Genomic DNA, 19831 nt, shown 5'->3' with positions numbered 1-19831 from the left:
GTGAAATGGAAGGGGGTCTTTCTGAGGAAAGGCTCCTTTTTTGATGCGGAAAAACACGAGGTTCAAGGATTGCTCATTTCTGGCGTTATCTCTCAAGCAGAACGAGAATCATGCGATAGTGATGGAGGTACAGGAGAGGGTGAGCTTATTTCAAATCCCCACCCTCCGGACATGACGGTCGAAGAGCTCAAGAAGTTCCTGGAGCATGCAAGAGTTGAGGAAGCAGAAAAAGTCCTCGAAGCTGAAATGGCAAAGCCAGAACCAAGAAAAACCGTGCTGAAATTGCTGAATGATTGGCTGAAACATGCTGATGTAAAGCCCCCGACCTTGGACGCGGATGAGGTGGTCGTCGATTGAACTTCAAAGAGTATGTCACCCAAGATACTCGGATGGTGTTTTTTAATCCTGACGAGTTTGGGGAGATACACCGCGTCGGTGACAGGGACATCTGCATCATGATTGACCATGAAGAGCTTACGAGACGCAAGGCCAATACGACCAACCCGGATGATGGCATCCATGATGCAGAACTCCTGTTTTACGCCAAGCGCGAGGACTTTCCCAAGCGTCCGGCTATCAATGGCTTCCTTAACGTGGACGGCAAACCGTACCGGATTGTATCAATTCAGGAAGACAGTGCCACGTACACCATTGCATTGGCGGCGACTCGATCATGATCGCGATTGATGCACACAAGTTGCAGGAAGTGGAGGAGCGGCTTGGCCAGTATCGGAAAAAGGCGCCCGTGGCGCTGTACCGGGCGATTAACCGGGCGGCTGAGAACCTGAAAAGCAATGCGGCCAAAGAGGTACGAAACACCTATGTCATCAAAGCTGGTGAAGTCAAAAGCACGATCACCATCAGCCGAGCGACCAGCAAACGCATCGCAGCTGCCGTCATTTCACGCGGTCATGCGCTGGGCCTGGAGAAGTTTCGCCTTCGTCCGGCTCAGCCGCGGCACAGAAAACCACCGAAAAGTCTGAAAGTCCAGGTCAGAAAAGACACGGGGCTGAAAAACTTGCTTGGCGCGTTTGTCGCAAGTGTCCAGGGCAATAAGGTGTTTGAACGTGTAAAAGGAAGGGCCAGGCGCAAAAAAAGAAGTGACGGGCAGTGGACTGAGTTGCCGATTAAACGTCTGTTTGGCCCGCCTGTCCCGATCATGCTGGAAAATGAGGGCGTCCGCAGCAAGTTGGAAGCGGAGGCGGCCAAAGTGTTTGAGAAGCGGCTTGAACACGAAATCAAGCGCACGTTGGAGGGGAATGGATGAGCACGCCATACTTGCTACAGAAAGCCTTGGCCGAAGAGGTCAGGGCTCTTTTTTCGGACACGCGGTTCAAAAATACCAAAGGCGAGGAAGTGGCGTTGCGTGTCTATGAGCAGTTTCTGCCTGGCCAACTGTCTGATGAAGACATTGACCACTTCCCTTATGCAATCGTCCGTGTGCAGGAAGGCAGCATATCCGCCTTATCGGAGCCGGAAACGTGCAATGTGCTCATCTTTTTCGGCTTTTGGAACAATTCGCTCGACTTCCAGGGGTATAAGGACGTGCTAAACGCCATCACCCGCCTAAAAATCCATCTGTTTTCCAAACGCATACTCGATAGTCGCTATCGAATCACCTACCCATTTGACTGGGCGATCGATGAGGAGGAAAAGAATCACCCGTACTATTTCGGCGGCGTCCAGACAACATGGGAGCTGCCGCAAGTCCAACAGGAGGTGAACTTTCTTGAGTAGGAAGAAAGCAACTGCTGAAACCATGGAAACAGTCGAACTGGCCACAGAAGCGATGAAAGAAGCGCCAGCCAAGTCGGGAGACGAAAAAACGCAACAACTGATTTACATTGGTCCGAGTCTGCCGCGCGGTCTTCTGGCGCAACATACGGTGTTCCGTGACGGCGTTCCAAAGTATTTGGACGAGGTGCGCCAAAAGTATCCGCAAGTCGATACGCTGATCGTCCCCGTTGCGCAGCTGCTGGAGGCGCAAGCAGAGCTGCAGCGCAAAGGTACGGAGATTCAGCAAGCCTATCAAGCGTTGAGCAGAAAGGGGTAAGAACATGGCATTCAAGCATGGGGTCTATGTCGGAGAGGCTGCAACGTCGCTTTTATCCCCGGTCGAATCAACGGCAAGTTTGCCGGTGGTTTTTGGCACGGCCCCGGTCAATCTGTCAACGAAATCGACCGTGCCGGTCAACGTTCCAGTCCTCTGCTACTCGTTTGCCGAAGCCGTGGAGTACTTCGGCTACTCGGATGACTTTGATCGCTACACACTCTGCGAGGTCATGGACTCGCATTTTCGTTTGTTCAATCTGGCGCCTGTCGTGCTGATTAACGTGCTGGACCCTGCCGTCCATAAAACGACGGTTCCGCCAGCGGCCGTGAATGTGACAAAAGGCATCGCTATCGTGGAAGAGGAGGGCATTTTGCTCGACAGTGTAGAGGTTCAATCCGAGCAGCAGCCAGGTGGTGCGTATAAGCGCGATGTTGACTACACGCTGTCTTTCAACGATAACGGTTACTTGGTCGTAACCGTGAAAGAAAGCGGAGCGATTGGCAACGCGGCATCTGTACTGGTCGGCTACGATAAGCTGGACCCTGCAGCCGTAGACAGTTCCGAGATTATCGGAGGTGTGGGTAGCAACGGGAAAGTGACGGGGCTTGAACTGATCAAAGAGGTTTTCCCGCGCTTCGGTTTGGTGCCTGGGTTGATCCTGGCGCCTGGATACTCACAAGATCCTTTGGTAGCGGCTGTCATGACAGCCAAAGCTCAGAACATTAACGGCGTGTTCCGGGCTCTGGCGTTGACAGACTTGCCAACGGATACCGTCAAACAGTATGGAGACGTTCCCTCCTGGAAAAATAACAACAATTTCACGGAGCCACGCCAAGTGCCGTTGTGGCCTATGGTGGCGATGGGTAAGAAAAAGTACCACTTCTCCACCCAGGTGGCAGGGGCAATTTGCGCCACGGATGCAGCAAACAATGGCATCCCGTATGCGTCGCCTTCCAACAAGGCGCTGAAAGCGAACGCCGCAGTACTGAAAGACGGCACGGAAATTTTTCTCGGCTTGGAAGAGGCCAACTATCTCAACTCGCAAGGAATTTTGACGGCGCTCAACTTCAGAGGAGGATGGAAGGCATGGGGGAATTATACCGGGGCCTATCCATCGGTAACCGACCCCAAAGATTGCTTCATCCCTGTGCGGCGCATGTTTGATTTCGTCGCGAACACGCTCATCTTGACGTTTTGGCAGAAGGTAGATAACCCGGCAAACAAACGGTTGATCGAAACGATCGTTGACAGCGTGAATATCTGGCTGAACGGGTTGACCTCGGCAGGCTACCTCCTTGGCGGTCGCGTGGAGTTTCGCCGGGAAGACAATCCGGACACCGAACTGATGGCCGGACATGTTCAGTTCCGGGTGTTTCTGACTCCGCCAGCCCCCGCCCAGAACATTGAGTTTGTGCTGGAGTATGACACGTCGTACCTGGGCGTACTGGCAGAATAGGAGGGATACGATGTCGGATCAACTTTCTGCGATCTTGAATGACTTTAACGCATATCTAAACGGCACGGAATATCTGGGCGTCGCCGATGTTGACCTGCCGGACCTGGAGTCCATGTCAGAAACCATTAGCGGCGCGGGGATTGCCGGTGAAATTGACAGCCCAATCCTGGGGCATTTTGCCTCCATGACGGTGACGATTAACTGGCGCGTCCTGGAAAGAGCAAACTTCAAGTTGGCAAGGCAAGAGGTTCAACACATTGATTTCCGGGGCTCTATCCAGCGGATCGACAAGAAAACGGGCACCTATGAGCAGGTGCCAGTGAAAGTGACCGTTCGGGGCATTCCGAAAAATACGCCACTTGGGAGCCTTTCAAAAGGATCCACCATGGACAACTCCAATGAGCTGGAAGTGGTCTACCTGAAAGTGATGCACGACGGCGAAACCGTGGTAGAGATTGACAAGTTTAACTATGTTTGCGTGATTGACGGCGTGGATTACCTAGCCAAAGTACGCTCAAATCTTGGGATGTAGGAGGAATGGTCATGGAAAACAAAAATGTCCAAGCTGAGAATGCCGAAACCGTAGCCACTGCTGCGGAAATCACACCCGAGCAGTCAAGCGTTTATCGCTTGTCCACGCCGGTTCAGTTTGATGGCCAGACCATTACGGAGCTGGACTTGCGGTTTGAGGACCTGACGGGAAAAGATTTGATTCTTTGCGCGAAACAAGCGCGGAGAATGGATCCGCACGAGATTCATCCCGGCAGGGCCTTGTCGCTGTCTTATCAGATCGCGGTCGCGGCAAAGGCTGCGGGCGTTACGCCAGAGTTCTTTGACAAACTGAAAGCAGATGACTTCACGGTCATCACGCAAATGGCTGAGAATTTTTTGTTGCGACGGGGATAGAAGGGGATATTGGAAAGGGCCTTCGCGTTATTGCGGTGGCCCTTTCTTCTTCTATGCCCCACTCACGTCCGCATGATTGGCTGAACGAACCTCTGTCTGATTTGAGGGAATGGGTAGAAGCCCATGAGAAAGTGGAACAGAAACGCGAACAACAACGCCAGAAGCTGCTCGCGCAAAACCACAAGAGCGGGAAAAGCGCTCGAAGACGAAAGGGGAGAAGGTAGTTGGCCAGAGAGTACCAAACGATTTTTACGTTCGGAGGAAAGCTCAACCCCACGTTTTCAAAGGCGGTAGAAAAAGCGCGTGGCGGAATTGGACGACTGGCCACGTCCGTCGGCGAGTTTGGAAAGGTTGTCTCCAGGGTGGCGCAATACACCGGGGCGTTTGCGTTGGTCACCGGTGTCACCGACGCCATTGGGAACATAACCGGTTCCATTGTGGGCTTCCAGGACTCCATGGCACAGCTGCGGGCTTCGACCGGAGCAACCGTGCAGGACATGCAAGAGCTCTCAGAATCCGCAAAAAATCTGTACAACCAAAACCTTGGAGAAAGCTGGGATGATGTCGCGCACTCGTTGAGCCTGGTCAAACAGGTCACCCAGCAGACAGGAGAAGAACTGGAGCGTACCACGAAACACGCGATGGTGTACCGCGATGTGTTCGGCGAAGACATCAGAGAGTCGATCAAAGCCGCCGACACGATGATGATCAACTTCGGGATCAGCAGCGAGCAAGCCTTCAACTTGTTGGCCCAAGGGGCGCAAAAAGGGTTGAACAAGTCGGATGAGTTGTTGGACACCGCAAACGAGTACGCCCCGTACTTTGCCGCCCTTGGGTTTACGGCAAACCAGATGTTTGATACCTTTAGCGCCGGTCTTGAAGCGGGCGCATTTAATCTGGATAAAGTGGGGGATGCCGTAAAAGAGTTCAACATCCGGGTAAAAGACGACTCGAAAAGCACCAACGAAGCCTTTACCGCCCTTGGCTTTAATGCCCAAGAGATGGCCCAGACATTCGCGCGAGGAGGGCCTGCCGCACAGAAAGCATTCACCCAGGTGGTGGATGCCCTCTCCAAAGTCCAGGATCCTGTCAAGAAAAATGTCATCGGGGTACAACTATTCGGGACCATGTTTGAGGACTTGGAAAAGGACGTAGTTGCTGCGATGGGAAGCGCACGCAGCCAATTTGACATGACCAAAAACACGATGGATGAGATCACGAAAATAAAATATGATACCGTTTCTAAGTCCATCCAGAGAATTGGGCGGCAAATCATGACCGGGCTTATCATGCCCATCGGGGATTTGTTTTTGCCTATCCTTCAGAAGTTCAGCGGGTGGCTCGATACTGCCATCCCGAAAGTAACCGGGTTCTTCAGCAAAATCGGCCAAACTGTGGGGCCAATCGTCTCGGATGTTTATGAAAACACCGTCTGGCTCTTTGAGAACGGATTTGACGGAGAAATGAAAGGCGTGACGATCAACTACGCCAAGATGTTCGGGATGAGTGAGGCGGATGCAGCCAAGGTTGCAGAAGGGGTAGGACTTGTATTTGCCAACCTGCAGAACGTGTTTGGGTCCGTGAAGAAGATCATCTTGCAAGTGGCCCCCATCTTTCAGCGGGTAGGAGTCGGAGTCTGGGAAGTAGCAACCCGAATCGTCAAGGCACTCCTGCCCGTTGGCACTTTTCTCCAAGCGAAACTGTGGCCGGTCATATCCAAAGTCTTCGGATTTTTGGCCAATGATGTGGCCCCTGCTGTCTCGCGTGCGGTCTCTTCCATGGTTCCAATCATCGTCAATGTGGTTGGAAAGATCGGGGACACGTTCTCTGCCCTTTTTAATCTGGTAAAACCGGTCATCGACAATATTGTGGCTGTGTTTACCTTTGCTTTCCCGTTCATAAAGTCCGTCGTCCTCAGCGCGATCAATAGCGTGTCAGGCGTCTTCAACGGCCTGATGACCACACTTGGCGGCATCCTGGACTTCATTACGGGAGTCTTTACGGGGAACTGGGAAAAGGCATGGACTGGGGTAAAAGATGCGTTTGGCGGTGTGTTCAGCGCGTTGGGTTCCATGTTGAAGGCGCCCATAAACGCGGCCATATCGTTGATCAACCAGGCATTTCAGTCGATTGGAAGCATCAGCATCGACATCCCGGACTGGGTTCCCGGAGTAGGTGGGAAGAAGCTGAGTTTTCAAATCCCAGAGATCCCCATGCTTGCAACCGGCGGTATTGCGACCGGACCGACCTTGGCCATGATCGGGGAAGGTGCCGAGAGCGAGGCCATTCTACCTCTTTCCAAGCTGGAATCCTTGCTTGGGTATCGTCTGTCTCCCTCTCCGGCGAACAGCGGCAGCGGCGGAGACATCTATGTGGAGTACTCGCCCAGGATAGCGATCGAAGGCGGGGCTGGGCCAGACGTACAGGGGCTTGTGAACCAAGCCATGGACATGAGTTTGCGCAAACTGGAACGGATGCTGGCTGAACTGAAGCGTAATCAGCAAAGGAGAGCGTTTGACCAATGAAAACGTACACCACGGTACAAGGTGACATGTGGGATTTGATCGCGTACAAAGTGTTGGGAAGTGAATCCTATCTGGCGGAGTTGATTGACGCCAATCCAGCACACCGGGAAACCGTCATTTTCCCGGCCAATGTTCAGCTGGTGATCCCGGATGTGAATACAACGCAAACACCCTCTGCGCTGCCGCCTTGGAAGCGAGGGAATACCTGATGACAAAAGCTCGCCACACACGACTGCAGGTGATCTACGCCAAAACCGACATCTCTGCGGATCTGCGGCCGCACCTGGTTGGTTGGAGCTATACGGACAATTTGAGTGGGCAGGCAGATGAGTTGCAGCTGACGTTGGAGGATATGGAGCAGCGTTGGAGCAGCAGCTGGATGCCGGATTTGACGGCAACGCTGCAGGCCACCATCTTCCGCGAAAACTGGAACCAAGAGGATGTGGTGGAGAGCTTGCCTCTCGGTCGTTTCGAGATCGCTGACATCGAGATCAGTTACCCGCCGTCTACGGTCACCATATCCGCCATCTCGATCCCAGAGACATCAGGGGTACGCGGCCAGAAGAAAAACAAAGCATGGGAGAAGACCACGCTTTCTGTGATCGCTCGTGAAAAAGCGTCCGGAGCTGGCCTCTCCCTTTTTTATGATACAGACGAAGACCCGGCTTATGACCGAATCGAGCAGACGGAAGAAACCGATCTCGTCTTTTTGACACGATTGTGCAATGACGCCGGGCTTTGCCTGAAAGTGAACGGTACGCAATTGGTCATCTTCGATGAGGCCAAATACGAGAAAGCGACGCCGATTGCTACGCTGAAACGTAGCAAATCCGAAATCAACTCCTTTCGGGGAAGGACAACGAGCGTCGGCATGTACCGGGCTTGTACCGTTCAGTATTTTTCGGCGGAAGAGAAGCGGAACATCTCGGCCACGTTTACGCCGCCGAATGCACCGAAGACGGGCCGGGTGCTCACCATCAATGAGCGCGTTGCTTCTGTAGCAGAAGCGCAGCGGCTCGCGAAAAAGAGACTGCGCGAGGCCAACAAAGAGGCCGTACGGGTGTCCCTCACCATGTCAGGGGACATCCGTTTTGTAGCCGGCGTGACGGTGATCCTGAGTGAGTTTGGATGGTTTGACGGCAAATACATCGTGACACAGGCCACACACAGCCAACAAAACGGCTACGAAACGAGCCTGGAGCTTCGGCGCTGTTTGGAGGGGTACTGATGGATCTAGTAAAAAACCTCATCCGAGTCGGCAGGGTATCTGCGGTGTTTCCAGAGCGCTGCACAGCGCGGGTCATCTTCGAGGACCGAGCGAACCTGGTATCCTATGAGCTTCCCACCCTTGGCCGCGGCAGCCTTCATAACAAAGACTACTGGCTCCCGGATGTGGATGAGCTCGTCTGGTGCCTGTTTCTCCCTTCCGGGAACCAGCAGGGCGTCATCATCGGCACGACGTTTAACAAAAAGGACCTGCCGCCAGATCCTCCCGTACGGGACAAGGATAAGCGTCACTTCCGTTTTGGGGACGGAACATCAATCGAATACGACCGCAAAAGCCATACGCTGACGATCGACATTCCCGAGGGGAAAGTCGTCATAAACGGTCGCTTGATCGTCAACGAGCCGGGAGGTTGATAGAGAGTGGGACAAATCGGCAGCTTTGGAGAGATTGTTTTTGAAGTGTCCCTGGAAAATATGCGAACCTTTCGGGACTTTTCTCGTTCAGCCACATCCAACTGGAGCGAACATGAACGATTTGGGCAGAAGCCGCGTTCCGAGTTTTTGTGGCCGGATCTGGATGAAATCAGTTTTGTCATGCGGTTCGACGCCAGATACGGAATGAACCCCAAAGCGGAGATGGACCGGCTTTTGTCCTGGTGCCGAGAAGGCCGCGCCGAGACGTTGATCATCGGGGGAATCCCCATCGGGATGGATCAGTGGGTAATCAGGTCGGTCACACAAAACTGGATCGCTCTGGACGGAACCGGAAAGGTAATCGTCGGGGAGGCGGACGTGACACTACGAGAGTACATGAGGAAGTGAGAACGATGGAGTATGAGGTGACGACCAAAAGCAAAGGGATTGACTTTGGAGCAACGGGCGTGAAGGAAATCCTTCAAAATGTTTGGATGATCCTTTCCTCCCCCCAGTTTTCGTGCCCCTTGGATCGCGCCTTTGCGTGGTCAGCGGAAGACGTAGATATGCCCATCCCTGTCGCTCAGGCCAGGATGACAGCGAGGTTGATTGATGCGATCCGCCGGTACGAGCCACGGGTGGAGGTAGTGGGGGTCACCTATCAGCCTGACCATCTTGGCGGCAGATTGAATCCCGTAGTAAAGGTGAGGATAGCAGATGGCACGGTTTAATCTCCCGGATATTTCGTTTGCCCAGAAGTCGCCACAGCAGATTGAGGCAGACATCGTGGCTCGTTTTGAAAACATCACCGGCATCAAGCTGGCCCCGGCTGATCCCCGAAGGAAGTTTTTTCAGGCAATCGTTTATTTGCTCGCCCAGCAGCGAAGCCTGATCGACTACAGCGCAAAGATGAACCTGCTTTCCTATGCAGAGAAGTCCTATCTGGATCACTTAGGCGCGTTCACGGATACAAAAAGGCTTTCTGCGCAGCCAGCAACGACCACGGTTCGGTTTCACTTCTCAGTGACTCAACCCCAAACCATCCCGACTGGCACCCGCGTGACAGCGGGAGACGGTCTTTTTTTTGCAACCAAACAGCCGGTGGAGGTACAGGCCGGGCAGACCCACATAGATGTCGAGGTGGAGTGTACCGAAGCAGGAACGAAAGGAAATGACTACTTGCCGGGGCAGATTAACCAGCTGGTCGATCCTCTCCCGTGGGTACAGTCTGTGGAAAACATCACCATCAGCGAGGGCGGCGCAGACAAGGAGAGCGACGATGCATACGCGGAGCGTATCCGGCAGGCGCCCGAAAGTTTTTCGGTGGCGGGACCGGAGGGAGCATATGAGTTTTTGGCTCGATCAGCCAGTCCGTTGATTGCTGACGTGAAAGTTCTGAGTCCGTCCCCGGCTGTCGTTGAAATACGGCCTCTTCTGCAAAACGGGGGCATTCCTGATCAGGATATCATTGATAAGGTACTCGCTGCCTGCAGTGCCCGGGATGCGCGGCCTCTAACAGACTTTGTTCAGGTATTGGCTCCAGAAATCGTCTCCTACGACATCGACCTGACGTATTGGATCAGCACAAAGGACAGCAGCGTGGCTACCGCAATCCACACCAGAGTACACCAAGCAATCGAGGAGTACAAACTCTGGCAGAAGTCGAAACTCGGGCGGGCTATTGACCCTTCCGAGCTGACCGCTCGGGTGAAGAACGCGGGAGCAAAGCGGGTGGAAGTCGCATCACCGGTGTACCAGGCTGTCGACGTTCATCAAGTAGCGGTCGAAAACTTGGTGACCGTAACCTATGGGGGGCTGGAGGATGGCTGATATTTACTCGTTTTCACTGGTTGACATCTTGCCAGAAAGTTTGAAGAGTGATCCGAATGTAGTGGCGCTGGCCGAATCCTTAACACCCGAGATCCACGAGTTGTCCAAAGCCATCCCTCAGATTGTTCTGCTGGCGACTCTGGATCAGCAGCCAGAGGAAGTGGTTGACCTGTTGGCCTGGCAGTTCCACGTGGACTTCTACTCCTCTGATCTTCCAATCGAACAAAAGCGGGAGTTAGTAAAGCAGTCTTTCGCGAACCACATGCGAAAAGGCACGCCCTGGGCGGTCGAGCAGGTGGTCTCCACGGTCTTCGTGGATGGAAAGGTAACAGAGTGGTTTGAATATGGTGGAGAGCCGTATCACTTCAAGGTTACGACCAAAGGGTCCATTCCTGATGTCAACACATTGCACTCGCTCTATCGGGCCATTGACGTTGTGAAACGAAAAAGTACCCGGCTGGAGGCAATATCCATCGAACGCGACTGCCAAACACAACTGTATGTCGGTGCAGCAATGTCACGAGTCAAGCTAATCACAATCAATCCGGAGGTGAGCTGAGTGGCTGAATTTCTTGGCAGTGTCATCACAAACCTTGGCCTGCAGTTGCAAACGAAAGCCCAGATGGGGACACGGCTCACGTTCACCCGCGTTGCGATCGGTAACGGATATGCAACGAAAGAGCAGTTGAAAGGGTTGGATGCTCTCGTAAATGAAACGCTATCCTTGCCTATCACTGAGATTCGGAAGGTGAAGACCGGACAAGTACAGATCAAGGCCGTCTTGTCCAATCAGGGCATGTCATCAGGCGTTTTCGTGCGGGAAATCGGGCTGTTTGCGAATGATCCAGACCTGGGCGAAATCCTCTACTGCGTGGCGAACGCTGGCAGTACAGCAGACTATCTGCCGCCAGACAACGGAACGGATGTTGTGGAAGAAATCATTAACATCAATACACTCATTGGTGAAGCATCAGATGTAACGGCTGTTATAAGCGATCAGGCGTTTGTGACGATAGACCAGTTCCAAGAGCACGTGAACGATACGAATCTCCACATCTCGCGGGCTGAGTTTGACGCAGCCATTTCAAGTCTGAGGAACGAAGTGCAGTTAATCAAGGCCACTTTCCCTGACAGCTTCACGCACAACTTGTTCTCAAAAGTGTTCACGAACCTTGACGGGGTAATCCTCAGTAGCGGCTATTTCAACGAAGCGCAGGCCCGCCTGGAGGTGTAATCCATGTACTGGATACCTTCGGATAACGGCCATTTTGAGAAGGAAGGGGGAGGAACATGCCAGTAGTTACGTTAACGAAAAACAATTCGATTACGCTTGACACCTATATAGATTCCAGTCAGCCTAATGGTAGTTTTAGTTCCGGCACGCCGTTGGTTGTCGGCGTTTCTACTTCAACAGCCCAAAAAGATCGTATATTAATAAAATTTGATCTTGGCCTAATCCCCAACGACGCGATCATAAATTCTGCAACCTTGAATTTGACGGAGATATCAAATAACGCAGCAAGTTCACAACGAACTATCGGTGTTCATAAAGTAACATCTGTTTGGGACAATAGTGTAACATGGAACACTTCGCCGACTTTTGATAACACTCCTATAAACACTTTTTTAGCGGGCACAAGTTCAACAGCAAAATCGGTTTCGATAACTCAATTAGTCCAGCAATGGGTAAACGGAACACCTAACTATGGCATGTTGTTAAAAGATGAAGACGAAACGACAATCAACACGTCCTTTGCCTTTGCGTCTTTTGACAATGGAACATCGGCTTACTGGCCAACCCTCACCATCGACTACACAATCCCATCAACCGGGAAAAAGTGTGTGGAGTATGCGGGAAATGCGGTTACTGGACTCACTGGGCAATCTTCTATAACGGCCTCGTTACCTGGAGGGACGCAACCAGGGGATTTGTTAATCGCTCAAGTAACTCAGAGCGGTTCTAATCCCGCCAGTATTACTGGGTGGACGACATTGTACCAAGGTGTCAATGCTGGAAACCATCTAATTGCTTACAAATTCGCTACGGTTGGTGAGCCTAACCCGGTATTCACAAACCCCAGCTCGGTTAACTGGAAGGTAGTAATTCATAGATTTAAAAATGTAAAAAGAGTTGACCGATCAGGCTTTCAATTTGCAAATTTAACTGCGTTTTTTTCGCCTCCTAATACTGGGGCAATAACAAAAACAAATCTACTTGCAGTGACCCTTGCTGTGAATGGTACCGTTTCTACTTCATTTACGCCACCACTAAATTTTGCTGAGGGTTTAGACAACAATGCTGCACCAGGTACTGCTACTCTAACCTACAGCTATCTATACGACAAAACTTCTCTGACAAGTGCAGATATGTCAATGGCGTCTGGAAGTGGTGGAAGTGGCTACGCCGGTTATATATTGTTGGAACCGATCACTAATAACGTCCCAACTCTCACGATCACTTCACCTTCGGACAATCTCACATTATCCGAAGGTAATGCGCTGCCAGTGGCGGGTGAGGCAAGCGACGCAGACGCAAACAACAACGTCGTCATCAGGTGTCAAATCAACAATGGCCCAATTCGAAACATTGGATCAGGCGTGTCCGACGGGGTAACGCCTATTTCTTTTGCCCGGACGTTGACGTACCGCAACAAAAGGCTGTGGGACGGCGCGACGGATGTCGCCGGCGCCGATCTGGCGGAGGGTATAGACCACATCCTCAAGGTATGGGCAGAGGACGACCAGGGCGGTAAGAGTGCGGAAGTCACGCGCAAATTCCGCGTCATCTGGAACCGACCGCCTTCGATCAGCGGGTCTGATGCAGACCTGGGAATTATCAGCACGCCGCCAAGCCAAGTGTACTCTGTGACTGAACCAGAAGGTGAGCCGTTCATCATAACTGAGTACTTGGACGGCGAGGTGTTGCGCTCGTTTGCTGGCGTGGATGGGCAGCAGTACACCGTGACAATCCCGACTGATAAATGGCTCCGCACGTCGCTTGCGCAGCACACGCTAAAAGTCCGCGCCACAGACAGCCAGGGTCTGTACTCAGAGCGCACATACACATTCACGCGGTCGGACAACCGGATCGAGCTCACCCTTGACTTTAACGATCCAAACATCCAGAACTTTTTCATTCTGGACGACAAGCCACTCCGTATCCTGGTCACGCTGGACGGAACCTTCCCATCAGGATCGAATGTGCTGGTTGAAGCATGCAACAACTTCCTGGATGACACGCCAACGTGGGAGGACATCACCGGGCCGACACTTGCAGGCAGAGGGTACATTTTCCATAACACCACGAAAACGGCAGCGCAATGGGCAATCAACATCCGCGTGACCATCGAGAAAGGGACGGCGACGGAGCCGGTGATTCTTAATGGTTTCGGAGGTGCTTTCGATTGATGGAATTAAAAAAACAGAAAGCTATCTCTCAGATACGCGAGGAGGAACGGCAAGGACCCGAGGCCAGAATCGCTCAACTGGAAGAGGAGAACGCCATCTTGAAAGCAGAGAACGAAAAACTGAAGGCGGATAGTCTCATGACAATGGAGGCTGTAGCTGAGGTGTACGAGCAATTGCTTGCCTTACAAGAACAAGTAAATGGAGGCGCTCTCTGATGGTTCAACTCTACTACAGACTGATCAAAGCAAACGTCAGAACAATTGACCAGGTACCCGACAATATCCGGGCAGATGTGCAAGCCCTTCTGGATGCTGATGCCAATGCTTCTTAGACTGCTACTTTGGCTTATCTCCTGGAAAGGAGGTGATGCTCTGATGGCACTTGTAGACTTGTATGTTTGCTTGATCATCAACGGTCGCCGGACGTTTGATCAGGTCCCTACGACTCTGCAGCCAGCAGTGCAAGCGGAGTTGGAGGCTCTGGGGCTTGGAACGGATGGCCAACCTCTTTCCTAACGCCTTTTCTCAGTTCGACGAGAGAAGGCGTTTTTTCATGGGGAGCTGCAGACGTGGCTCCCCTTTTTGCATCAAGACCATGAGCCCGCCCCGTGCCAAGCGGGGCTTTCATTTTGCCCTAGGGGGCGAGGGAGATGAAGCACATTGCGCTTTGTACAAAGACTTGAACTGGAGAACATTGCAACCCAAGCAAACGCCCTCGCAGCGACGTTGGGGGCGGTGATAGCACCTGTGTTCCATTACTTCTATGGCACCGGTCGAACTGACATTATCGTGGTGCTTTTGTTTTGTATCGTGCTGGATTGGATAACAGGCATCCAGGCAGCCAAGAAAAAAGACAATACGTACTCGTCTGAATATGGCCTGAGTCGTATTCCGCGTACCTTGTTTCTGCTTGCCCTGCCGGCGTTGGGCAACTTGCTCGACCGCGTTATGGGCACGCCTGGCTTTCTCTTTTACGGCGTCACGTTCGGCCTTATCTATCACACCTGGAACAGCCTGACGGCCAACGCAACACGAGCCGGCTGGCCGGTGCCAAAGGCAGTCGCCAAACTGGTGGAGTCCGAGATCAGAGCCAAGACTGAACGGGCCATGAGACAAAAGGAGGGCAAATGAGATGAAGAGAGTTATTTTGATCGACCCCGGCCACGGCGCCGAGACAGCAGGTAAACGCTCCCCGGACGGCACGCTGCGGGAGTATGAGTTTAACCGGAATGTCGCTCGCCGACTGGTGAAAAAACTCCAGACGTCCGGGTTCGACGCCCGCCTGACGGTGAACGACGACAAAGACATGCCGTTGATTCAGCGCACGAACCAAGCGCGGGACTTGAAACGACAGGGACACGATGTCCTGCTCGTGTCGATCCACGCCAATGCTGCCGGTAACGGCTGGAGCACAGCGAACGGGATCGAGACGTACACAAACGACCAGGCTGAGAAGCTGGCGCAGATCATCCAGCGCCGCCTCGTAGCGGATACCAGCCTGCGGGATCGCGGGGTGAAACGAGCTGACCTGCACATCACCAGGGAGACCGCGAGATACGGCATTCCCGGCGTGCTTTGCGAGCTGGGATTCATGACGAACCGGGACGAGTGCGCGCTGTTGAAAACAGATGCCTACCGGGAGAAGTTCGCCACCGCAATTGCAAAGGCTATCTGCGAACACTACGGAGTACCTTTCAAAGCATCCACAGACAATCCACAACCCGCACAAAAACCTGTGGATAAGGTTTCCATCGAGATTAACGGCAGCCGCCTGCCGGTTCAAGGCTACCTCCGCGACGGTGTATCCTGGTTGCCGATCCGGGCCGTGGCCGAGGACGTCGGCGGCAAGGTGGAATGGTGCGCCTGCACAAAGCAGGTCAAGGTGAACGGCCAAGACCTGACGGAGAGCATCGAGAACGGCACGTCTTACGCGCCGGCCCGGGAGCTGGCTGCCATCCTCGGGTTGACTGTGGAGTGGGAACAAGCAACAAAAACCGTGAAGATGAAGAAAGGGTGTGTGTGACATGAAGAAAGACGGAAACATTGTGGTGCTGATCACTGGTTTGCTGGGCGCTGCTAAATTGGCGCTGGAGGCGTTCGGGTACAGCATCATCACGGACGAGCAGATCAACGCGATTGCGAACGGTGTAGCAGCTGCTGCAACGGTGGTCGCAGCGTTTCTGAACAACCGAAAAACGCAAGCAGAGTAAGAATAAGCCCTCAGACGGAGTGAGCCGTCGGAGGGCTATTCATTATGCATAAATCCCCTTCTTTTTAAGCGTTTCGACCACCTCTGTGTGGTAAGGAAGGTGCTCCGCATACTTTAGTTTCCACTGCTGTTTTTGCATCTCTTGCTGGTGACGTGCGAACCGTAGAATCTCCTCGACGCTCTCAAAGGCTGATAAACCCAATATCTCCCGTGCATGACTCTTGTAGGTTGAACGATCACAGTTGTTTACCCTCATGAAATGATCTATATACTGATCGAGATTCTTACGCTTAACATTAGCAGTGAATCCCAGGTGCTTCACTCCGTGGCATAGGTAGCAAAGTGGTTCGATGTTCACGAGAATCTGAATATGCTGTTCATAATCAAAATCCCATTTTTCATGACACTCCAATCCTTCATGAGAGCCGCAAATACTACATCTGTGGCAGTTTATTTGGAGGATTGATTCACGTATCTTTCCCCACAACGACTGTGGGAGATACTTTCTCACGTTAAATCCATGAGCAAACTTTGGCAGCCTTTCGATTGTCAACCTTAGTTCTGCCCCCACCGTCTTTCACCTCGACATTCGTTTTTTCTATCATTTTCTATCCTATTGCCCCACAACAAATATGCTGGAGGGCTTTGTTATTCCCTATCGTCTTTCTTCCTTCTACCGCGCGGCCGGGGAGTTTCCATCCATGTTTGAACTTGCTCCCGCAGCCACAACGGGCCGCAAGCAAGCTCCTTGACGGGCTGCGGGAACTGTCCACGCTTCAGATACTCCTTAATGTAGTTCTTGGACTTTCCGGTCATCTCACAGACCTCTGACAACCCCATGATGTCATCCAAGTTGACCTGCATGTTTTAATCCCTTCTTCCCATTGCTGCTGTTATCCACAAGTATGCCACAACGAAAATCAAGATAGCCTTCTGCCACCACTGATCAGTGGGCGAGTATGTGGCTAGAAGAGCGAATCCTAAAACTCCACGGGTGCAGAGCAGATTTCTGATGTCTATTTTTCTTGTCTTCATGCTATACTTAGGATGGTGGGGGGAGGTTTCCCCTCCCCGGTGTTACTTGCGGCGTTTACCTTGGCGGGGGCGCCGCTTGTGTTTTTTCTTCCGCTTTTTCAGCTTCGGGTGTACCCAATCTTTATAGATCGTGTACAGGAAGATGATGAGCGGAAGCCAATCCTTTAACCATCCCAAGTTCTCACCTCCTTTCTGACTTAATTATACCAAATTGTTTAACAAAGTTCAACAATATTTTTATAAAATATTGGCTTTCCTCCCACAAAACAGCAACCCACTGCCAGAGTTAGTGGAGGGAACTTTTTTGTTTGCATGTTCGCCATTTGCTCGCATATAATACAAACTAATGTTCACTTCGGAAGTGGGAACATGCATGATGGATCGTGGCGTGATATTCTTCACGAATATGTCATCTATGGACTGCTTTTCAAGGCTCTGATGGTCGATGCCGACCTTTTGGCAGAAGCATCTACCAAACTTCGCTACAAGCCACTGCTGGAAAAACTCTCGTTCAAGGCTGAGCGGGAACATCACCGGTACCGCCGTGAACTCCACAGGATGGGCCGTAAGGTGGTGAATACGGAGCAGCTGGCTGTCGGGTACTGCGTGACGGCAAGAGTGCGCGGCCAAGTCCAGGAAGCGATTTACTCCGTCGAGTCGTTGAGGGCTGAGTGTGAGATCCGGCTTGAAAGGCTGATTGAAAAGGTAGATTCTGCGGAAGAAAAACAGTAGCCCTCCACCGAAAAGAGGTGGAGGGCAGTTCATCATTTCAGGCCGGTTTGTGATTTGCTGATCATTTTTCCGCCTGTGCCGGTTGAGCAGCATCTTGTGTTTCTTGTGTAGTTTCTATTGGAGTGCCACCGAGAGATAGATACAGTTCTTTTGTTTTCTCTAAGTCCTTTGATTCCACAAAACTAGCTAAATCTATAAACTTTTGCTGATCTTCACCCTTTATTTTCTCGGCCTGGCTACGTATAACTTTCACAGCTGATTCAATACGTTCATCAGAAATAGTTTTCTTTTGTGTCAATTCGAGAACGGTTCTTGCTTCTGATAAAGCAATTTGTCGGTAACTTGCTTGCCATTCTTCCTCTGTAGGCTCTTTAGTAGTCGTATTACTATTTTCAGAAGTATTCTGAACCGGAGCGGTGGCAATATTTTCTTCATTTTTTCCTGTTAAGTTACTTAGCGCTCCAATAACGAAGATAATCAATACCCAGAACCACCATTTTTTCCAAAGCGGCTTCTTAACACTCTCTCCCATGGATAAATCCTCCTGTAAAATATAGTACTATATTACCATATATCAACAATTCAAGTGATTCAACCTGATAGCTATATGTTCTTTACGATCTGTTCCAGCACCTTTATGAAGTCGTGTATGGGGCGGGTGATAAGAGATGACGGAGATGTCGCATTATGAAATTATTGGAGAGTAATTTTGCAGCGGGCTTGGGAGATCGCCAAGCTCAAGAATTTATCACTGAATGGCAGCATGAGTTGTGTGCAAAGTTGGAACGACTCGTTAGATAAGTGAATGAAGCCCTTCTCAATTTAAAGAAGGGTTTTTCCATTTGTTGTCGATCTGTGTCGATATGTATCTCTTGATGACAAAAGTCCTAGTCCTCTATGCTGGGAAAGGAAGGGAGGAAACGGACGTGCAGTATCTTGTTGCACTCGCTCTTATTGGACTGGTTATTTATTTCATCGTTTCGTATTGGGTGGGTATATTGCTCATTGTGTTAACTGGTTTGCTTGCGTACCAGGCCTATCGAAAAGGATTGACTAGCAAAGCTGGAAAATGGGCAGCTGGAGGTGCGGCGTTTTTCGCTCTGGCTTTCTTTGGCTGGCTCGGATCCGATGAACCGACAGTAATGGTACCGAACAACACGACAACTGTAAGCCAAACTAGTACTTCGAAGTCGGAACCTGTGAAGACGGATACGGTTTCGACCGCCAGTACTAACGCTGTTCAGCCTGCCCCTAGCGCAGTAGAGGCGACTACATCTGCACCAACTACCGCAGTCTCCACTCAGCAGTCGGAGGCTGTGCCCGCGCGGATCCAGGCAAAAGTTACCGACGTAGTCGACGGAGACACCTTCAAAGTTACCATCAACGGCAAAGAAGAAACGGTCCGGATGTTGCTAATTGACACGCCGGAGACCAAGCATCCACAAAAACCGGTGCAGCCATTCGGTCCCGAGGCGAGCAAGTTTACGAAAGACCTGCTGACTGGGAAGACTGTCGAACTGGAGAAAGACGTTTCCGAGCAGGACAAGTATGGACGGCTGTTGGCTTACGTCTACGTCGACGGCCAGTCGGTGCAGGAAAAGCTGTTAGAGAAGGGATTGGCCAGGGTGGCTGTGTACCCGCCGGACGTAAAGAACGTAGATAAGTACCGCGACATCCAGGAGAAAGCTCAAAAGGCTGGCGTCGGCATCTGGTCGATCGAAAACTATGCCCAGGAAGATGGCTTCCATTCAGAACTGGTAAAGAAAAACGGACCAGGGCCAGATCAAAAAACTACTGGAGCAAAATCAACTCAGCCTACAAAAACCCAGCCAGCACCTGCTCATACAAAAACTCCTGAACAGATCCAGCAAGAGGTTCATCAGGAATATGTTTTCTTTAATAACTGCAGTGAAGCACGAGCGGCTGGAGCGGCTCCAATTTATCGTGGGGAGCCCGGATACAGACCTAAATTGGATCGAGATAATGACGGAGTTGCTTGTGAGTAGATCGGGTTTTTCCATAACTTATTGACGGGGA

The 19831-nt window shown here is 51.7% G+C and carries 29 protein-coding genes; 26 read left to right on the top strand and 3 right to left on the bottom strand.

The genetic code is table 11. The annotated features are described in order from the left end of the window. The 24 genes from Q7F15_RS16190 (at position 1) to Q7F15_RS16080 (ending at position 16028) form a co-directional block, all read left to right on the top strand. On the top strand, positions 1-357 hold the full coding sequence (locus Q7F15_RS16190; RefSeq protein ID WP_304414640.1) for a hypothetical protein: 357 nt from the start codon (positions 1-3) through the stop codon (positions 355-357). Continuing rightward, on the top strand, positions 354-677 hold the full coding sequence (locus Q7F15_RS16185; RefSeq protein WP_304414639.1) for a hypothetical protein: 324 nt from the start codon (positions 354-356) through the stop codon (positions 675-677). Before Q7F15_RS16190 ends, Q7F15_RS16185 begins: the two co-directional genes overlap by 4 nt. Further along, complete coding sequence (locus tag Q7F15_RS16180) at positions 674-1267, top strand: phage tail protein (protein WP_304414638.1); 594 nt, start codon at positions 674-676, stop codon at positions 1265-1267. Before Q7F15_RS16185 ends, Q7F15_RS16180 begins: the two co-directional genes overlap by 4 nt. Further along, complete coding sequence (locus Q7F15_RS16175; RefSeq protein ID WP_304414637.1) at positions 1264-1737, top strand: hypothetical protein; 474 nt, start codon at positions 1264-1266, stop codon at positions 1735-1737. The genes Q7F15_RS16180 and Q7F15_RS16175 overlap by 4 nt, the downstream gene beginning before the upstream one ends. Further along, positions 1730-2053, top strand: coding sequence for a hypothetical protein (locus Q7F15_RS16170; RefSeq protein WP_304414636.1), 324 nt, complete (start codon positions 1730-1732; stop codon positions 2051-2053). Before Q7F15_RS16175 ends, Q7F15_RS16170 begins: the two co-directional genes overlap by 8 nt. A gap of 4 nt (positions 2054-2057) precedes the next feature. Next, positions 2058-3509, top strand: coding sequence for a phage tail sheath family protein (locus tag Q7F15_RS16165; RefSeq protein ID WP_304414635.1), 1452 nt, complete (start codon positions 2058-2060; stop codon positions 3507-3509). Between the two features lie 10 nt (positions 3510-3519). Further along, a complete protein-coding gene (locus Q7F15_RS16160) occupies positions 3520-4041 on the top strand; it encodes a phage major tail tube protein (RefSeq protein WP_304414634.1) in 522 nt (173 codons plus the stop codon). An 11-nt stretch (positions 4042-4052) separates the two neighbouring features. Then, a complete protein-coding gene (locus Q7F15_RS16155) occupies positions 4053-4415 on the top strand; it encodes a phage tail assembly protein (protein ID WP_304414633.1) in 363 nt (120 codons plus the stop codon). Between the two features lie 389 nt (positions 4416-4804). Continuing rightward, positions 4805-6940, top strand: a complete 2136-nt coding sequence (locus Q7F15_RS16150) for a phage tail tape measure protein (protein ID WP_304414632.1) — start codon at positions 4805-4807, stop codon at positions 6938-6940. Continuing rightward, a complete protein-coding gene (locus Q7F15_RS16145) occupies positions 6937-7149 on the top strand; it encodes a tail protein X (protein ID WP_304414631.1) in 213 nt (70 codons plus the stop codon). Before Q7F15_RS16150 ends, Q7F15_RS16145 begins: the two co-directional genes overlap by 4 nt. Further along, positions 7149-8168, top strand: a complete 1020-nt coding sequence (locus tag Q7F15_RS16140; protein ID WP_304414630.1) for a phage late control D family protein — start codon at positions 7149-7151, stop codon at positions 8166-8168. The genes Q7F15_RS16145 and Q7F15_RS16140 overlap by 1 nt, the downstream gene beginning before the upstream one ends. Next, positions 8168-8581 carry a phage baseplate assembly protein V gene (locus Q7F15_RS16135; protein ID WP_304414629.1) on the top strand — a complete coding sequence of 138 codons (414 nt, stop codon included), beginning with the start codon at positions 8168-8170 and terminating at the stop codon, positions 8579-8581. The genes Q7F15_RS16140 and Q7F15_RS16135 overlap by 1 nt, the downstream gene beginning before the upstream one ends. Positions 8582-8587: 6 nt before the next feature. Continuing rightward, entirely contained in the window at positions 8588-8989 is a 402-nt protein-coding gene (locus Q7F15_RS16130) for a phage tail protein (protein ID WP_304414628.1), read from the top strand. A gap of 5 nt (positions 8990-8994) precedes the next feature. Next, positions 8995-9312, top strand: a complete 318-nt coding sequence (locus Q7F15_RS16125) for a GPW/gp25 family protein (protein WP_304414627.1) — start codon at positions 8995-8997, stop codon at positions 9310-9312. Then, complete coding sequence (locus Q7F15_RS16120; protein ID WP_304414626.1) at positions 9299-10411, top strand: baseplate assembly protein; 1113 nt, start codon at positions 9299-9301, stop codon at positions 10409-10411. Before Q7F15_RS16125 ends, Q7F15_RS16120 begins: the two co-directional genes overlap by 14 nt. Beyond that, the gene (locus Q7F15_RS16115) at positions 10404-10970 is read left to right on the top strand and encodes a phage tail protein I (protein ID WP_304414625.1); all 567 of its coding nucleotides are present in this window, start codon (positions 10404-10406) and stop codon (positions 10968-10970) included. The genes Q7F15_RS16120 and Q7F15_RS16115 overlap by 8 nt, the downstream gene beginning before the upstream one ends. Next, positions 10971-11645, top strand: coding sequence for a phage tail-collar fiber domain-containing protein (locus Q7F15_RS16110; protein WP_304414624.1), 675 nt, complete (start codon positions 10971-10973; stop codon positions 11643-11645). Between the two features lie 56 nt (positions 11646-11701). Then, positions 11702-13819, top strand: coding sequence for a DNRLRE domain-containing protein (locus Q7F15_RS16105; RefSeq protein WP_304414623.1), 2118 nt, complete (start codon positions 11702-11704; stop codon positions 13817-13819). Beyond that, the gene (locus Q7F15_RS16100) at positions 13819-14034 is read left to right on the top strand and encodes a hypothetical protein (RefSeq protein ID WP_304414622.1); all 216 of its coding nucleotides are present in this window, start codon (positions 13819-13821) and stop codon (positions 14032-14034) included. Before Q7F15_RS16105 ends, Q7F15_RS16100 begins: the two co-directional genes overlap by 1 nt. Then, positions 14034-14150 carry a CD1375 family protein gene (locus tag Q7F15_RS20605; protein WP_368509242.1) on the top strand — a complete coding sequence of 39 codons (117 nt, stop codon included), beginning with the start codon at positions 14034-14036 and terminating at the stop codon, positions 14148-14150. The genes Q7F15_RS16100 and Q7F15_RS20605 overlap by 1 nt, the downstream gene beginning before the upstream one ends. After that, positions 14110-14334: a CD1375 family protein gene (locus tag Q7F15_RS20600; protein WP_368509241.1), complete on the top strand. Its 225-nt coding sequence runs from the start codon at positions 14110-14112 to the stop codon at positions 14332-14334. The genes Q7F15_RS20605 and Q7F15_RS20600 overlap by 41 nt, the downstream gene beginning before the upstream one ends. Positions 14335-14478: 144 nt before the next feature. Beyond that, entirely contained in the window at positions 14479-14949 is a 471-nt protein-coding gene (locus tag Q7F15_RS16090) for a phage holin family protein (RefSeq protein WP_304414620.1), read from the top strand. 1 nt (position 14950) lies between these two features. After that, positions 14951-15841, top strand: coding sequence for an N-acetylmuramoyl-L-alanine amidase (locus Q7F15_RS16085; RefSeq protein ID WP_304414619.1), 891 nt, complete (start codon positions 14951-14953; stop codon positions 15839-15841). Position 15842: 1 nt separating this feature from the next. After that, positions 15843-16028, top strand: a complete 186-nt coding sequence (locus tag Q7F15_RS16080) for a hypothetical protein (RefSeq protein ID WP_304414618.1) — start codon at positions 15843-15845, stop codon at positions 16026-16028. Between the two features lie 647 nt (positions 16029-16675). Here Q7F15_RS16080 and Q7F15_RS16075 read toward each other — a convergent pair. Both Q7F15_RS16075 and Q7F15_RS16070 read right to left on the bottom strand, forming a co-directional pair. Then, positions 16676-16891: a helix-turn-helix transcriptional regulator gene (locus Q7F15_RS16075; RefSeq protein ID WP_304414617.1), complete on the bottom strand. Its 216-nt coding sequence runs from the start codon at positions 16889-16891 to the stop codon at positions 16676-16678. 213 nt (positions 16892-17104) lie between these two features. Next, positions 17105-17239 (bottom strand): hypothetical protein, encoded by a 135-nt coding sequence (locus tag Q7F15_RS16070; RefSeq protein WP_304414616.1) that lies wholly within the window; start codon positions 17237-17239, stop codon positions 17105-17107. Positions 17240-17431: 192 nt separating this feature from the next. Here Q7F15_RS16070 and Q7F15_RS16065 point away from each other — a divergent pair, with 192 nt between their 5' ends. Further along, positions 17432-17794 (top strand): YhjD family protein, encoded by a 363-nt coding sequence (locus Q7F15_RS16065; protein ID WP_304414615.1) that lies wholly within the window; start codon positions 17432-17434, stop codon positions 17792-17794. Positions 17795-17855: 61 nt separating this feature from the next. Here Q7F15_RS16065 and Q7F15_RS16060 read toward each other — a convergent pair whose 3' ends face one another. After that, positions 17856-18326 (bottom strand): hypothetical protein, encoded by a 471-nt coding sequence (locus Q7F15_RS16060; protein ID WP_304414614.1) that lies wholly within the window; start codon positions 18324-18326, stop codon positions 17856-17858. 394 nt (positions 18327-18720) lie between these two features. Here Q7F15_RS16060 and Q7F15_RS16055 point away from each other — a divergent pair, with 394 nt between their 5' ends. Further along, positions 18721-19800, top strand: a complete 1080-nt coding sequence (locus Q7F15_RS16055; RefSeq protein WP_304414613.1) for a thermonuclease family protein — start codon at positions 18721-18723, stop codon at positions 19798-19800. Positions 19801-19831: the final 31 nt, after the last annotated feature.

The organism is Brevibacillus aydinogluensis, from assembly GCF_961514395.1.
Taxonomy (GTDB): Bacteria; Bacillota; Bacilli; order Brevibacillales; family Brevibacillaceae; genus Brevibacillus; species Brevibacillus aydinogluensis.
The sequence above is the reverse complement of the archived record's forward strand: the minus strand, read 5'-3'. Positions and strand labels throughout refer to the sequence as shown.

What these genes read in the sequence shown, in the direction of transcription:
- Q7F15_RS16060 (WP_304414614.1), bottom strand. Translation starts at nt 18,326, where the DNA reads ATGGGAGAGAGTGTTAAGAAGCCGCTTTGGAAAAAATGGTGGTTCTGG.
- Q7F15_RS16080 (WP_304414618.1), top strand. Translation starts at nt 15,843, where the DNA reads ATGAAGAAAGACGGAAACATTGTGGTGCTGATCACTGGTTTGCTGGGC.
- Q7F15_RS16180 (WP_304414638.1), top strand. Translation starts at nt 674, where the DNA reads ATGATCGCGATTGATGCACACAAGTTGCAGGAAGTGGAGGAGCGGCTT.
- Q7F15_RS20605 (WP_368509242.1), top strand. Translation starts at nt 14,034, where the DNA reads ATGGTTCAACTCTACTACAGACTGATCAAAGCAAACGTCAGAACAATT.
- Q7F15_RS16145 (WP_304414631.1), top strand. Translation starts at nt 6,937, where the DNA reads ATGAAAACGTACACCACGGTACAAGGTGACATGTGGGATTTGATCGCG.
- Q7F15_RS16165 (WP_304414635.1), top strand. Translation starts at nt 2,058, where the DNA reads ATGGCATTCAAGCATGGGGTCTATGTCGGAGAGGCTGCAACGTCGCTT.
- Q7F15_RS16125 (WP_304414627.1), top strand. Translation starts at nt 8,995, where the DNA reads ATGGAGTATGAGGTGACGACCAAAAGCAAAGGGATTGACTTTGGAGCA.
- Q7F15_RS16085 (WP_304414619.1), top strand. Translation starts at nt 14,951, where the DNA reads ATGAAGAGAGTTATTTTGATCGACCCCGGCCACGGCGCCGAGACAGCA.
- Q7F15_RS16155 (WP_304414633.1), top strand. Translation starts at nt 4,053, where the DNA reads ATGGAAAACAAAAATGTCCAAGCTGAGAATGCCGAAACCGTAGCCACT.
- Q7F15_RS16065 (WP_304414615.1), top strand. Translation starts at nt 17,432, where the DNA reads ATGCATGATGGATCGTGGCGTGATATTCTTCACGAATATGTCATCTAT.
- Q7F15_RS16075 (WP_304414617.1), bottom strand. Translation starts at nt 16,891, where the DNA reads ATGCAGGTCAACTTGGATGACATCATGGGGTTGTCAGAGGTCTGTGAG.
- Q7F15_RS16135 (WP_304414629.1), top strand. Translation starts at nt 8,168, where the DNA reads ATGGATCTAGTAAAAAACCTCATCCGAGTCGGCAGGGTATCTGCGGTG.
- Q7F15_RS16100 (WP_304414622.1), top strand. Translation starts at nt 13,819, where the DNA reads ATGGAATTAAAAAAACAGAAAGCTATCTCTCAGATACGCGAGGAGGAA.
- Q7F15_RS16160 (WP_304414634.1), top strand. Translation starts at nt 3,520, where the DNA reads ATGTCGGATCAACTTTCTGCGATCTTGAATGACTTTAACGCATATCTA.
- Q7F15_RS16115 (WP_304414625.1), top strand. Translation starts at nt 10,404, where the DNA reads ATGGCTGATATTTACTCGTTTTCACTGGTTGACATCTTGCCAGAAAGT.
- Q7F15_RS16140 (WP_304414630.1), top strand. Translation starts at nt 7,149, where the DNA reads ATGACAAAAGCTCGCCACACACGACTGCAGGTGATCTACGCCAAAACC.
- Q7F15_RS16175 (WP_304414637.1), top strand. Translation starts at nt 1,264, where the DNA reads ATGAGCACGCCATACTTGCTACAGAAAGCCTTGGCCGAAGAGGTCAGG.
- Q7F15_RS16105 (WP_304414623.1), top strand. Translation starts at nt 11,702, where the DNA reads ATGCCAGTAGTTACGTTAACGAAAAACAATTCGATTACGCTTGACACC.
- Q7F15_RS16120 (WP_304414626.1), top strand. Translation starts at nt 9,299, where the DNA reads ATGGCACGGTTTAATCTCCCGGATATTTCGTTTGCCCAGAAGTCGCCA.
- Q7F15_RS20600 (WP_368509241.1), top strand. Translation starts at nt 14,110, where the DNA reads ATGTGCAAGCCCTTCTGGATGCTGATGCCAATGCTTCTTAGACTGCTA.